General features: G+C 55.7%; 10 protein-coding genes. 1 reads left to right on the top strand and 9 read right to left on the bottom strand.

Annotated features, from left to right (window positions below; genetic code table 11):
• Window positions 1–31: 31 nt before the first annotated feature.
• From J2I48_RS21820 to J2I48_RS21780, 9 genes are all read right to left on the bottom strand, one after another.
• The gene (locus J2I48_RS21820) at window positions 32–640 is read right to left on the bottom strand and encodes a hypothetical protein (protein WP_207337619.1); all 609 of its coding nucleotides are present in this window, start codon (window positions 638–640) and stop codon (window positions 32–34) included.
• A gap of 45 nt (window positions 641–685) precedes the next feature.
• Window positions 686–1,357 carry a beta-phosphoglucomutase gene (gene pgmB, locus J2I48_RS21815; RefSeq protein WP_207337618.1) on the bottom strand — a complete coding sequence of 224 codons (672 nt, stop codon included), beginning with the start codon at window positions 1,355–1,357 and terminating at the stop codon, window positions 686–688.
• A gap of 77 nt (window positions 1,358–1,434) precedes the next feature.
• Entirely contained in the window at window positions 1,435–2,298 is an 864-nt protein-coding gene (locus tag J2I48_RS21810) for a PIG-L family deacetylase (protein ID WP_207337617.1), read from the bottom strand.
• Window positions 2,299–2,446: 148 nt separating this feature from the next.
• Complete coding sequence (locus tag J2I48_RS21805; protein ID WP_207337616.1) at window positions 2,447–4,315, bottom strand: glycoside hydrolase family 13 protein; 1,869 nt, start codon at window positions 4,313–4,315, stop codon at window positions 2,447–2,449.
• 93 nt (window positions 4,316–4,408) lie between these two features.
• Complete coding sequence (locus J2I48_RS21800; RefSeq protein WP_207337615.1) at window positions 4,409–6,448, bottom strand: M3 family metallopeptidase; 2,040 nt, start codon at window positions 6,446–6,448, stop codon at window positions 4,409–4,411.
• A gap of 112 nt (window positions 6,449–6,560) precedes the next feature.
• Entirely contained in the window at window positions 6,561–8,675 is a 2,115-nt protein-coding gene (locus J2I48_RS21795) for a ComEC/Rec2 family competence protein (RefSeq protein WP_207337614.1), read from the bottom strand.
• Window positions 8,676–8,681: 6 nt separating this feature from the next.
• Window positions 8,682–9,152, bottom strand: coding sequence for a GNAT family N-acetyltransferase (locus tag J2I48_RS21790; RefSeq protein WP_207337613.1), 471 nt, complete (start codon window positions 9,150–9,152; stop codon window positions 8,682–8,684).
• Window positions 9,153–9,283: 131 nt separating this feature from the next.
• Window positions 9,284–10,540 carry a M43 family zinc metalloprotease gene (locus tag J2I48_RS21785; protein WP_207337612.1) on the bottom strand — a complete coding sequence of 419 codons (1,257 nt, stop codon included), beginning with the start codon at window positions 10,538–10,540 and terminating at the stop codon, window positions 9,284–9,286.
• A gap of 142 nt (window positions 10,541–10,682) precedes the next feature.
• The gene (locus J2I48_RS21780) at window positions 10,683–11,636 is read right to left on the bottom strand and encodes a PhoH family protein (protein WP_207337611.1); all 954 of its coding nucleotides are present in this window, start codon (window positions 11,634–11,636) and stop codon (window positions 10,683–10,685) included.
• 476 nt (window positions 11,637–12,112) lie between these two features.
• On the opposite strand from J2I48_RS21780, the gene dnaB reads away from it, so the two are divergent.
• Entirely contained in the window at window positions 12,113–13,753 is a 1,641-nt protein-coding gene (dnaB, locus tag J2I48_RS21775) for a replicative DNA helicase (protein ID WP_207337649.1), read from the top strand.
• Window positions 13,754–13,771: the final 18 nt, after the last annotated feature.

Raw genomic sequence — 13,771 nt, 5'->3', positions numbered from 1 at the left:
CGAAATCCAAAACCCGAAATCCCCAATCAGTTCATAGGTTGTAAATACGCTTGCAGGTTTCAAGCACGTAGGTAAGGGCGCTGAAAAGTCCATTCAGATCATCGCAAGACAAGGTGTCTTTGTATAGTACCAGTCTATGTGGATATAGTACGCCGATCTCCCAGAGATCACCGTTCGAGACAATGCCATATACAGGGTTTCCGTCCTGGTTTAACTGCTGAATAGTATACATTTCCAGGGCGCATTGCGCCCATCCCATTGTAAAATCATCTTTTTTGGCCTCGACAACAGCTACGTAGGGCGTGTCAAACACGACTTTGCCCAATACCGATTTGCGGGCAAAGATGTAATCAGGCACACCTGACAGTTCATCGTTGAGTTCAATTGGCTTATGACTCCAAATTGCAAACGTTTGACGATATGGTTTCCAAACAGCCCGCAGGATGGGGTAGATCACATTCTCACACATTGCTGCATCGGAGGCATTGTAAGCAATCTCTGTTCTGTTGAAAGTAATTTCTTCATGAAGTTCTGGTGGTGCTGGCCACGTATTTCGCTCAGTTGGCAGCCTGTCCTCTTCATACCGAATAGAGTATGCCTTCAATACATCACCGAGCGTTTTATATAGTATAAAAGCCATGATTGTTTGTCGTTTTTGTAAAGATACCCACCTACTGCCAAGGGACTAGTAGCCCAGTCCCTGCGCCCGGTCAACGGCGGCGCGGAGTTCGGGAATGGTGAGGTGTTCGAGGTTGGGCACGACCAAATCGGCCTCGGTCAGCACATCGGGGGTGCCGATGCCCACGGCAAACATACCGCCGCGTTTAGCGGCTTCGACGCCCGCCACGGCATCTTCAAACACGATGCATTCGGCAGGGGCGACATTCAGTTCGGCGGCTCCTTTCAAAAATACTTCCGGGTCGGGCTTGCTGTTGGTGATCTTCGAGCCGTCGATGAGGGCGTCGAACAGGTGCGTGATGCCCACGCGCTCCAGAATCAGCGGCGCATTTTTGGAGACAGAACCTAGGGCTACCCGGATTCCGGCGCGTTTGGTTTGTTCCAGAAAGCCCAGCGCGCCGGGCAGGATATCGTCGGGCGTCATTTGGCTCACCAGTTCGAGGTACCACTCGTTTTTCTGCGCGGCCAGTTCCAGCTTTTTTTCGTCGGACAGCGTCACACCACCCAGCGCCAGAATCCGGTCGAGTGAATCCATGCGGCTGATGCCTTTGAGGGTTTCGTTGAACTCATGCGTAAAATCGAACCCCAGCGAATTGGCCATCCGCCGCCACGCCTGGTAATGAAACACGGCCGTGTCGACCAGCACGCCGTCGAGGTCAAAGAGAAATGCGTTGATCATAGGAAATAGGACATTGGACGTTGGACACTGGATTAGATACTGTCCAATACCCAGCGTCTAACAGCCAGCGTCTTCATTTAATACCCCCCCGCCTTTAAAGCAGAGAATAGTTTTTTGATGGTTTCGAGGCCTGCGGGGCCATTTTGGGCGAAGTAGTAGAAAGCCTCTACGTCGCCGCGGTGCATGGCCACGTTCATGTCGCCGCTCTGCGATTTGTGCTCCGCCTTCACCCAGTCGGCCACGATCTGATAGCTGTGCTTACCCCCCTCGCCAAACGTGTGCGACACGTCGACTTCGTAGACGGTTGCGCTGGGCAGCACCTTTGTTTCGGGGTAGCCGGGCAGTTCGGAGAAGGAAAAGGTGGTGGTGCGGCTGAGGGTGCGCCCCGCCAGCACAATGGGCTTGCGCCCCTGTAGCCGCGCCACCGCCCGAAGCGCCAGAATCGTTGCGGCTTTGTGGTGGGCGTGCTGTTCAGCAGAGGGCACCAGGCATAACACCAGGTCATAACGGCCTTTGTTCAACACCTCATCGAGTTGCTGATTGACCAACTCCAGGTTCCACCGGCGGCCACCCAGGTAGGCAGATGGGTCGGTGGAGTAGGCGTCGTCGACATGGTCGAAGAAGTAGAAGTTGGTGATGCCCATAACCTCGCCCGCCTTCATCAGTTCTTTCTTCCGAATGGCCGGCAAGGCCCGCCGCCCCACCGTAGAATCAAGCAGGTTCATGCCGTAATATTTCGACGCCACCATGCCATTGAACCCACCCGACCCATCTGTGACGAGGGCCAGGTCAGCCGAGCCACCGAGTTCACGCACCAGTTTGAACACCGTAACGGGAAACATGGTCTCATCGTCGGGGTGAGCCGTAACGATCAGTGTTTTAAGCGATTGCGCCTGAACCGTGATGGATAACAGGAGTAATAGGGAGATTATATATGGCATTGGATAAGGCTGAAACCAAACCTATAAGCGGTCCGCCACTGTGGGTTGAAGGAACCCTCATAGGTTGAGTTGGTGTAAGCTACGCTGATGCAACCCATAAGGTTTCCTTCAACCCGCAGCGGCGGACCGCTTATAGGTTTACTGTGATTTACTGTAACTCCAGCACCAGCGCGGTCTGGGCAGGTAGTTGTACCAGCTTCAGATCAGTGATTACTTCGCCCGTCAGCACGTTTTTAGCTTTGGTGAAGCCCTGGGTGCGTTCCGAAAAACGGGCCATGTCAAGACCGATAGGCGTATTGTTCTGGTTGGTGGCCACCATTACTGTGGCGTTGTCGGTATAGCGGAAATAGACATAGGTGCCTTTTTGGGGCAGATACTGCATCATCTTGCCCGAATGGAGCGCGGGTGTGTTTTTGCGGTAATTGGCCAACGCCTTTACGAAGTTGAACGCGTCGTTCTCGGCTTTGTTGCGGCCCCCAGCCGTAAACTTATTGGCCGCATCACCCGGAAAACCGCCCGGAAAATCGCGTCGTACTTCGGCATCCGATGGGTCTTTGAAGTTCTTCATCAGAACCTCAGTGCCATAGTACCAGTGTGGAATACCACGCATGGTAAGCAGCCACGTGGCCGCCATTTTATACTTGCTGATATCCTCGCCCACGACCGAAAAGAACCGGTCGGTGTCGTGGTTTTCCAGAAAGGTTACCAGCGTATTGGGGTTTTCGTAGACGGCATCCTGCGCCAGCACGGCATACGGACGGTTGGCACCATTGTCCCAACCCGAGGTGGTGTCTTTCGCGCCTTCGAGCAGGGCCGAATACAAGACAAAGTCAAGCCCACCGGTCTGGTTCGACTTAAAGGGGAAGTTAATCTTGTTGCGGGTATAATAGGCCTGATCGACGGTGTTGTTTACCCATGATTCGCCGAAGGTGAGCATCTTAGGATACTCGGCTTGCAGGGCGGCGTTGCAGCGGTTCATAAACGGCTGGTCGTTATACATATACGTATCAATCCGCCAGGCATCTACGGCAAAGGTCTCGGTATTCCAGATCGCGTTCTGAATCAGGTAGTTGGCCACAAACGGGTTTTGCTGGTTCAGGTCGGGCAGGAAGGGTACAAACCAACCGTCGAGGGTCACTTTGCGGTCAATGGCGGCCGAATGCGGGTCGGTGATGGGCTGGTATTTGTAGGACGTATTGGTGTAGGTGGGCCACTGATGGAGCCAGTCTTTAAACGGCATGTCTTTCAGTATCCAGTGGTTGATGCCCACGTGGTTATAGACCGCATCCTGCACCAGCCGCATACCCTCGGCATGAAGTTTTTTCGACAGGGCTTTATACGCTTCATTTCCGCCCAAGCGCTTATCCACTGCATATTGGTCTGTAAATCCATAGCCGTGGTAGGCCGACCGCATGGCACCACCTTCGTTGGTCTGAGGCTGGTTGTTTTCCAGCACGGGGGTCATCCAGAGGGCAGTTACGCCCAGTTCTTTGAGGTAGTCGAGGTGGTTTTCAACGCCTTTCAGGTCGCCACCGTGGCGCAGGAATGCACTGTCGCGGCGGGCTTCTTTGTCGGCCATATCGGCAAACTGGTCATTGCTGGGGTCGGCGTTGCTAAACCGGTCGGGCATAAGCAGGTAGATAAAGTCGGCAGTAGTCAGGCCCTGTCCTTTAGGCTGATTGTCGCGGGCTTTCAGTTCATAGTTCCGTTTAATCACGGTGCTGCCATTGCGACCAATCAATTCGAAGGAGCCTGCTTTTGTGCCGGGTGCAATGGTCAGATCCAGAAAGGCATAGTTCTTATTTTCTACAGTATGCGCCTTCACCAGCTTCACACCGGGGTAACTGATGGTGTAGGTAAGCGTACCGGCATTGGGGCCGTAGACTAGCAGTTGCAGAGACTTGTTTTTCATACCCACCCACCAGTTGGTTGGGTCAACGCGGCTGATGCCCGGTGTTTGGGCCACCGTCAGTTGGGCAAGCAGACAGAGGAGTAGGAGGGGGAATAGCTTCTTCATAAAACAAAAGTAAGCGCATTCCGCCCACGCCGGTAGTGCCAGTTTTCGGCGTGGACCCATTTTCTAAAAATGGGTCCACTAGAGTACACGCGCCTACAAGGTCAGTCCGCTACGACGGAGCATGGCTTTGGGGGATGGTTCGCGGCCCCGGAACTTCTTGTAGAGTTCCATCGGTTTTTCGCTGCCGCCTCTTTCGAGCACGTTCTGTCGAAACTTTTGCGCTACCTCTTTGGCATTCAGCCCGCCTTTTTCCTGGAAAAACTCGAAGGCATCGGCGTCCAGCACCTCACTCCACTTATAGCTGTAATACCCCGCTGAATACCCCCCCGCAAAGATGTGCGAGAAGGCTGTGCTGAACGATGTACCCTGCACCTGAGGGAACAGGTTCACCAGCGCGTCGACGTGGCTTTCTATTTCCGTCACGCTCTCGCCGGTGGGTTGGCGGTCGTGGAAATACATATCTGTAATGCCGAAACGCAGTTGGCGCAGGGTGGCAATGCCCGCCATGAAATTCTGACTCGCCCGGATTTTGTCTACCAGTGTCTGCGGAATTACCTCACCAGTAAGGTAATGTTTGGCAAACAGGTGCAGGGCTTCAGGCGCATAGCACCAGTTTTCCATTACCTGCGAGGGGAGTTCCACAAAATCGCGGGGAACGTTGGTGCCGCTCAAGCTCTCATACTGCCCGTTAGCCAGCATCCCATGCAGGGCATGGCCAAACTCGTGAAAGAGCGTGGTGACCTCATAGAAAGTTAGTAATGAAGGCTTTGTGTCGGTAGGGCGGGTGAAGTTACAGACGTTGACAATATGCGGACGGAGGTTTACACCGTTTACGATTCGCTGACCCTGCACGTCGTTCATCCAGGCACCACTACGCTTGCCGGGGCGGGGGAAATAGTCGCCGTAGAAGACCGCCAGAAACTGCCCGTTCTGGTCGAACACCTCATAAGCCTTCACCTCCGGGTTATACACTGGTATATCTTTATTCTCACTAACGGTGATGCCAAAGAGCTTGTTGGCTACCGCAAAAACGCCTTCTACCACGTTGTCGAGCTTAAAATAGGGCTTCAACATCTCATCGTCGAGGTCGAGTTGCTGCTTTTTCAGCTTGTCGGCGTAGTAGCTGTAGTCCCACTGCTCAATCTGGTCGCCGGTGAAGCCACAGGATTTAGCAAAACTGGTTAGCTCGGCCAGTTGGCGTTCGGCGGCGGGACGGGCATATTGCACCAGCTCATCCAGAAACGAGGTCACTTTCTGGCTTGACCCGGCCATGCTTTCTTCCAATACAAAATCGGCGTGGGTCTGGTAGCCCAGCAGGTTGGCGCGGTCGTAGCGCAACTGCACCATCCGCTCAATGTTGGCCTGATTGTCGGTGGCGTTACTGCCAAAGCCGCGTCCGTTATAGGCCCGGTAGAGTGTTTCGCGCAGGGTCCGGTTGTCGGCATACTGCATAAACGGTCCGTAGCTGGGTGCCTGCAACGTGAATGCCCAGCCCGTCAGGCCTTTTTCGTCGGCGGTCTTTTTGGCGGCCTCCAGCACAAAATCGGGCAGGCCGCTCAGGTCAGCCTCGTCGGTTACGGTCATCACGTACTCGTTGGTTTCGGCCAGTACGTTCTCACCAAATTGCAGCGACAGTTGCGACAGTTCTTTGTCAATGGCTCGCAGCTTTTCTTTATCGGCGTCGTTCAGGTTGGCTCCGTTGCGGGCAAACCGCTTGTACGTTTTTTCCAGCAACATGGCGCTTTCGGTGTCCAGATTCAGGCTCACGCGCTGGTCATATACGGCTTTTATACGAGCAAACAGCCTGTCGTTCAGCGTGATATCGTTGCCATATTCGGTCAGCAGGGGTGAGGCCTCCTTCACAATACGCTGCATCTCGGGGCTGGTTTCGGCGGCGTTGAGGTTGAACAGCACCGACGTGGCCCGGCTTAGCAGGTCGCCGCTGCGCTCCAGCACCACCACGGTATTGGCAAACGTAGGGGCATCGGGATTGGCCACGATGGCATCGATTTCCTGCCGCCCAGCGTCAATACCAGCCTGAATAGCAGGCAGATAATGTTCGTTCTTGATGAGGTGAAAGGGAGCCGTTTCGTGGGGTGTCTGAAACGGCTGAAGCAATGGATTGTTGGTCATATAGCTTTTCAAAGTAGCATTAATAAGAAAACGGATTTCGACAGAATCAGATTCAGCAAAAAGAAAAATCCGCTCAATCCGTACGGTCCGCCGCTGCGGTTCCCTTTAAACGTCACCACTCTGCCCGGAACTGCCCCATCTGTCTAATGGAGTGGCACGCAATGCCCCGCCGCCCGGCCTGTGCCAGCAGGCTGTCTGTGCGAACGGGTTCGTTTGAATCGTCGAAGATATACTGCCGCGCCACGAGCCGGTTGGCTAGCTGATCCCACGAACGCAGGGCATTGCGGCGCACCAATACATAGTCGATCAGGGCGGGAAGCTGCCAGCGGCGGTAGTTAGATAACCGATTGATTAATAGCAAGCTGCGTCCCTGCCACACCACCAGCGACATGTCGGGGTTGTGCCAGTAGGTGGGGAGCACGGCCACGGTGTCGGTCATCAGGTTGCCCACAGCCACCCGCCGGACGCCCCACTCGCCGAAGGTATTTTTCAGGTTGAAGTTGTATTGGCGGGGGTCGGTTTGCCAGTCTGCGTCGGTGAGCACCGTGGTTTGGTGGCCCAGGGTCAGGCTTACCGCCGTTTTGCGTGGCATGAAATGCACCGTCAGTCGCCGTTGCCTGTCCTGTTGGGCAATCTCAAACACCGTCAATGCGGTTAGTAGCAGTGCCAGCACGGCCGTGGTGTGTACGAAAAAGCGTTGCCGGGTCAAGGCCACCATGCCAACGGCCCCCAGGATGAGGTACAGCAGCACCAGCCCTGCTTCCGACAGCCAAAGCCCGTCCCAGACCGCACCCGGCCAGTCGGCAAGCCACTCTACCGATTGGTTGAGTGCCCAGGCCACCCCGCGCAGCAGCCAGCCCAGCCCGTCGCCGAGGTAGGGAATCCAGCCCAGCGTAAACGTGACCAACGCCAGCGGCACCAGCACCGTTGAAAGGCCCATGACCACGGGGTTGGCCAGCAAAAAATAGGTGGGGAAGGTATGGAAGTAATATATCGCCAGTGGAAACGTGAATAACTGCGCCATAAGGGCCACCACCGTCAGCTCCCAGAGTTTGGTAGTCAGCTTGTTCTTATTCCGATACCGTTGCATCACGTCGGGCACCCAGGCGCCAATGCCCAGCACGGCCAGGTACGACAGCTGAAATCCCTGCGAAAAAGCCGCGTTAGGGTCGTAACAGAGGATAAGAAACGCCGACGCTGCCAGCGTGTTCAGCAAGCTTAAACTCCGATTAGCCACCCCCGCCGTTAGCAAAAAGGTGAACATCAGTGCCGACCGCAGAATGGGCGACGAGAAGCCCGTCATTAGCGCGAAAAACCACAATACACTGATCTTCAGCAGCACAACCCACCAGCGGTTTGCCTGTTTGGGGGCCACCCGCCTGATGAACCAGGTCATAATGACAAACAAAATGCCCACATGCAGCCCCGACACCGACAGAATATGGACGGCCCCAGCGGCGGCGTAGGCATCGTACTGACGCTGGTCGAGGTCGTCGCGTACGCCCAGCAGCATGGCGTTCACAATGCCGTATTCGGCGCGGGTGCCAATGCGGCGGGTAAACAGGCTGTCGGCCCAGGCATTGACCCGGTAGGCCAGGGCGGTGAGAGGGTTAGGCGGGTCGTTGCCCAGCACCCGCCGTTGCCAGGGCAGGATGTACTGCTGATGGGTGATGCCCCGGTGCGCCAGGTGACGGCGGTAGTCAAACTCGGCGGGGTTCAGGGGTGGGTCGGCGGGGAGGGGCGGGCGCAATACCAGCCAAACGTCTCCGTAGTGGGGTAGGGGGGTGGGTTTTAGCGAATCGCCTTTGGCCAGATAGGCCATCACACGGCCACTCATAGCCTGGTAGCTACCGCCAATGCGCCCGCGTCTGATCTGGAGTTCTACCTTATACGTCTTGGCGCGGCCTTCGGGCAGGTTTGTTACTACGGCCTCGTAGGCGTCGGGCGGCTGGGGAGCGTGGCCTATGTGGTCGGCGTGGCGGGTGGGGTTGCTGGCGTAGTGTAGTCCGCTGCCCAGTGCTGCAAAAATTAGCAGCAATAACAGGCCCTGCGCCAGACTCAGGGGCCTAATGGGGCGGCGTTCGTGTTTCCAGATAAAAAAGCCATACGCCACCGCGCTTAGCAATCCTATACCAACCGGCCACCAGATCAGTTGTGGGGAACGTTCGGCAAAAAAGATACCGGCCAGCAGGGCAATGGTATGGCGGAAAAATGGATACCCCCGCATGGCTATCTACGCCTTTGCGGGGTCAGCGTTATCGACCATGCGTTTGCTGGGCAGCACCATTTTCACGTGCATAATGCCGCACTCGTCAAACTGTGGCCCGACGGGCAAAAAGCCGAAATGGGCATACAGCGGCATAGCCGACAGTTGGGCGTGTAGGTAAATGCTCTCGATGGGTTCGGGTTGCTGGTTGAACACGTCGGTGAGCACGGCCTGCACCAGGACTTTACCTACACCATTGCCACGGGCCTCGGCCAGCACCGCAAACCGCTCTAGCTTGATGCCCTTGCTGGTGCGCCGCCACCGGGCCGTGCCCACGGGTTTGCCTTCCAGCCGAACCAGAAAATGGGTGCTGCTACCCTCAAACTCGTCGTATTCATCTTCGGGCGAAACGCACTGCTCATGGACAAAAACAGCCCGCCGAATGGCAAAGGCATGCTCAAGGTCTTCCGGGTTGTGAATGGTAGATACGTCGGTCATAGAGAAATGTTCAACGTTTAAGGTTTAAAGTCTAAGGTTGTAGTTGGCGTAGCTTCGCGTTCTGGATTGCTCTGGCGCGAAGCTACGCCAACTACAACCTTAGACTTTAAACCTTAAAGGTTGAACCATTTTTATTTTACCAGCAGCCGTTGCGAGGTGTGTTCGGTGGGGGTGGCGACGCGGAGGATGTATACGCCCGTTGTTAGTGTCGTAGCATCGACGGTGATGCGGCGGCTGGGGGTGCTTACGTAGTTCTGCGCTTGCCGTAACCGGCCTGCTGCGTCGTAGAGTTCGGCGGTAAACGACTGATTACCCGCAAATTGCACATCGACAGTGGCGGTAGTAAAAATCGGATTCGGATACGTCGTCAGGGTTAGTTTTTCAGCTGCAGCCAGCACTGTGGTTGACTGGATCAACTGTCGACGACGGGGGCTGAGTTGCAATACCGCCCGCATCCGGTCGCGCTGCCCGCCGGTGAAAACATTCATGCACTGGTCAGGCGAGTAGTCCATGTAGTCTTCAATCAGGTTGCGCGTTCGCTGGCCTGCCACACAGGTGGAAAAGATCGGTTCGCAGCGGTCGGTCTGGTTCAGGGTTTCTATTTTGGGCGTATCGGCCACGTAGTCGTCACCACAGCGCGAGTCGCCGTTGGGGTGGAACAGGCCCAGCCAATGGCCGATTTCGTGGGTGGCGGTGCGTCCGCAGCAATACAACTGACTCACCACCGTGCCCGTCTGACTACCGAAATACCGGTGATCGACTACAAATCCGTCAATCTTCTCGTCGGTTTGGCCCAGTCCTTTCAATGTATCGGCGGCACTCGGAAACTGCCCATAACCCAGGTACCCCCGGTTGGAGATATTACACACCCAGATGTTAAGATACTGATTGCTAGGCCAATACACAACGTTCGACAATTCGAACAGGTCGTTAAAGAGATCGAATGAATTTTTGACTGAATAGTAGTGCCGGGTGATGCCCGTAGAGGGTTTACCGTCGGGATCCTGCGTAGCCAGGAAAAATTCGATACCCGTATCCACGGCCAGCGGGTTGGTCGATGCGCCACCGGGCGTACCCGCAAGTTTCCGGTAATCTTCGTTCAGCACTCGTATCTGCGATAAAATCTGCGCGTCGGAAATGTTGCTGTTGCCTGCTCCGCCAATGGTGCCGTTGGCGGTACTATGCACCACGTGCACCACCACCGGAATGCGGTAGACCACGTCGGCTGTACGCCGGGCACTGGGGTTAGTCAGGCGTTCGGCTTCTGCCGCGGCCACCAGCTGATTAAGCCGGACCAGTTCTCCCGCCCGGGCACCAAACCGCCGCTGCAACTGCGCCTCTACCTCCGGGTTGGCACACCGGTGCACCCCCGCATCGTCTGTCGGCACCTGCGCCAATACAGTACTACAGTATGCAGTGAAGAACAGTATGCAGTAGGCAGTGCGCCGCAAAGTCGCCAGAGCAGCTGACCACCTCCTGACAGGCATACACCCCACTGCATACTGCATACTGTAGTACTGTAGACTGAATTTACTGTCCCGCTTTTTCATAGGCGCTGATAATGGCTTTCACTAGTTTGTGGCGCACCACGTCGCGGCCGTCCAGTTCCACGAAGGCAATGCCCGGCACGTCGCGCAAAATGCCTATCGACTCTGAGAGGCCCGATTTCTGGTGCTTCGGCAAGTCAATCTGCGACCGGTCGCCGGTGATGATGGCTTTGGAGGTTGGCCCCATCCGGGTCAGAAACATCTTCATCTGCATGGCCGTGGTGTTTTGGGCCTCGTCGAGCAGGATAAAGGCGTTGTTGAGCGTCCGGCCCCGCATGTAGGCCAGCGGCGCGATCTCGATGACCCGGTTTTCGAGGTAGTATTTCAGTTTTTCGGCTGGAATCATATCGTCGAGGGCATCGTAGATGGGGCGCAGGTAGGGGTCAATCTTTTCTTTCAGGTCGCCGGGCAGAAAGCCAAGGTTTTCGCCCGCTTCAACGGCGGGCCGGGTGATGATGATCTTGCGGACTTCCTTGTTGCGCAATGCCCGCACGGCCAGGGCCACGGCGGTGTAGGTTTTACCCGTACCGGCGGGGCCAATGGCAAAGACGAGGTCGCTCTTTTCGGCTGCTTCGACCAGCTTTTTCATGTTGGCCGTTTTGGCCCGCACTACTATGCCTTTGTTGCCGTAGACCAGCACCTCATCATCAGACACCGGTACGTTGTTCTGATCTTCTTCGTTGCCCCCGCTGAGGTAGGTCTGCACATTTTCGTGCGTCAGCTTACCATAGCGCTGGTAGTGGCCCATCAGCGATTCCAGGATGTCGGTGATGCGCGAAATTTCGGGCGTGGTGCCTTTGATGCGGATTTCGTTGCCCCGCGAAATGATCTTACTCATCGGAAAGGCGGCAGCCACTTCCTTGATATTGTTGTTTTCGACGCCCAGGAAATCGATCAGGGAAACGTCGTTGTCGAGCGTGATGATTTTTTCGACCAAGTTGTAGAAGGGGATTACGGACGTTGGACGCTGGATTTTGGACAAAAAACAGGCAGCTCGATTGAGTTGTGGTCTAGTGATCCAATAGCCGGCATCCAGTATCCAGGTGCTTACGTTGACTGGCTGAATATACGTGTTTCGGGTATTGACGTAACAAAATTGAGACAAAATTGACTCACGTGTTCGGCTGCGTTACGCTCCCTAAAGAATCCAAAATAAAATGCGAAAAATGGTATGGGCTGCTTATCTTGCTGAACCCCAACCCAATTGATTACGCGGCGGTCGCTGAACGCCCACAGTCGGTTCAGCGCCTGGCTGTTGTCGGTTTGCATTTCTTTTGCTCGTCAGCTAGTTTTTTGCAGAACGCCAGGTCATTTAGCGTCAATGGGTTAACCGTATCTTGTTACCGGAACACCCATTCAGGCTATGCGCCGGGCTTGGGTGAACCGTCGGCCAACGCCTATTTTTGTCTGACTATGGAGAATAACCGCGATAGCGGAGCGCCCCGCCCGAACAACAATTTCAAGAAAAATTTTGCTGGTGCAGCCGGCAATCGGCAGCAGCCGTCGGCCAATAAGTGGCTCGATTCGGGTTTGGGTAAATTACCACCGCAGGCTACCGATCTGGAGGAAGCGGTGCTGGGGGCGCTGATGATTGAAAAAGATGCGCTCTCGGCCGTAGTGGATCTGCTGAAGCCCGAAACGTTCTATAAAGAGGCTCATCAGCGCATCTACAAAGCCATCCTGACGCTGTTTGCCAATTCGGAACCCATTGATTTGCTGACGGTTACGCAACAACTGCGCAAAACCGCCGAGATTGAGCTGGTGGGGGGCGGGGGCTACATCTCCGAGCTTACGTTACGCGTTAACTCCGCCGCCAACATCGAATACCACGCCCGGATCATCACCGAGCAGGCCCTCAAGCGCGGGCTGATCACGATGTCGTCGGAGATCCTGAAAGATGCCTACGAGGACACTACCGACGTATTTACCCTCCTCGACCGTACCGAGCGCGACCTCTTCCAACTCACCGAGTCGAACATCCGCAAGACCGTGGCCGATATGCGGTCTATCGTAAGCGAGGCGTTGAAGGAGATGGAGACCAAAAAAAACCAGGAGGGCCTCACCGGCGTACCCTCTGGTTTCACCGCGCTCGACCGCCTCACCTCCGGCTGGCAACCCACTGAACTAGTTATCCTAGCGGCTAGGCCGGCTATGGGGAAAACCGCTTTTGTGGTGTCTGCGTTGCGTAATGCGGCGGTGGATCATGGGAAGCCGGTGGCGATTTTCTCGTTGGAAATGTCGTCGGTGCAGTTGGTGAACCGGCTTATTTCGGCGGAGGCCGAGATCGATTCGGAGAAGATCCGTAAAGGGCAGTTGGCCCCGCATGAGTGGCAGCAACTGCACCACAAAATTCAACGCCTCACCGAAGCCCCCATCTTTATTGACGACACCCCCGCCCTGTCTATTCTGGAACTGCGGGCCAAATGCCGCCGCCTGAAAGCGCAGCACGACATTCAGATGGTGGTCATCGACTACCTTCAGCTGATGACCGGCGACAGCAGCAAGGGCAGCAACCGCGAACAGGAAATCGCCTCGATTTCGCGGGCGCTGAAAAACCTCGCCAAAGAGCTAAACGTACCCGTTATTGCCCTGTCGCAGTTAAGCCGGGCCGTGGAAACACGCGGTGGCGACAAGAAACCCCAGTTATCCGATCTACGAGAATCCGGCAGTATCGAGCAGGACGCCGACGTGGTGATGTTTTTGTATCGGCCTGAGTATTACAACATTACGCAGGATGAAAACGGTAATTCGACTGTTGGGGTGGGTGAGGTGATCGTGGCTAAAAACCGGTCTGGTTCGCTCGACACCATTCAGCTTCGGTTCATCAACCGCTTCACCAAATTCTGCGACCTCGACGGGTATTTCACGCCGGTTCCGGGTGGGGGCAGCTTCCCCGAAGGCGTATCGGGCATGGGCAGTTTCAACCCACCGGGCGGTATTCCAGCGCCGGGCACCATGCCGCCGCTACCACCCACCGGGGGTACCCTCCGCAGCCGCGCCAACGACCTCTCCAACTTCGGCAACGCCGACCCAGGCCAGGAAACGCCGTTTTAAGGAGCAAAGAGCCAAGAG

The organism is Fibrella aquatilis (assembly GCF_017353255.1).
GTDB classification, from domain to species: Bacteria; Bacteroidota; Bacteroidia; order Cytophagales; family Spirosomataceae; genus Fibrella; species Fibrella aquatilis.
This window is presented reverse-complemented; position numbering and strand designations above follow the sequence as displayed.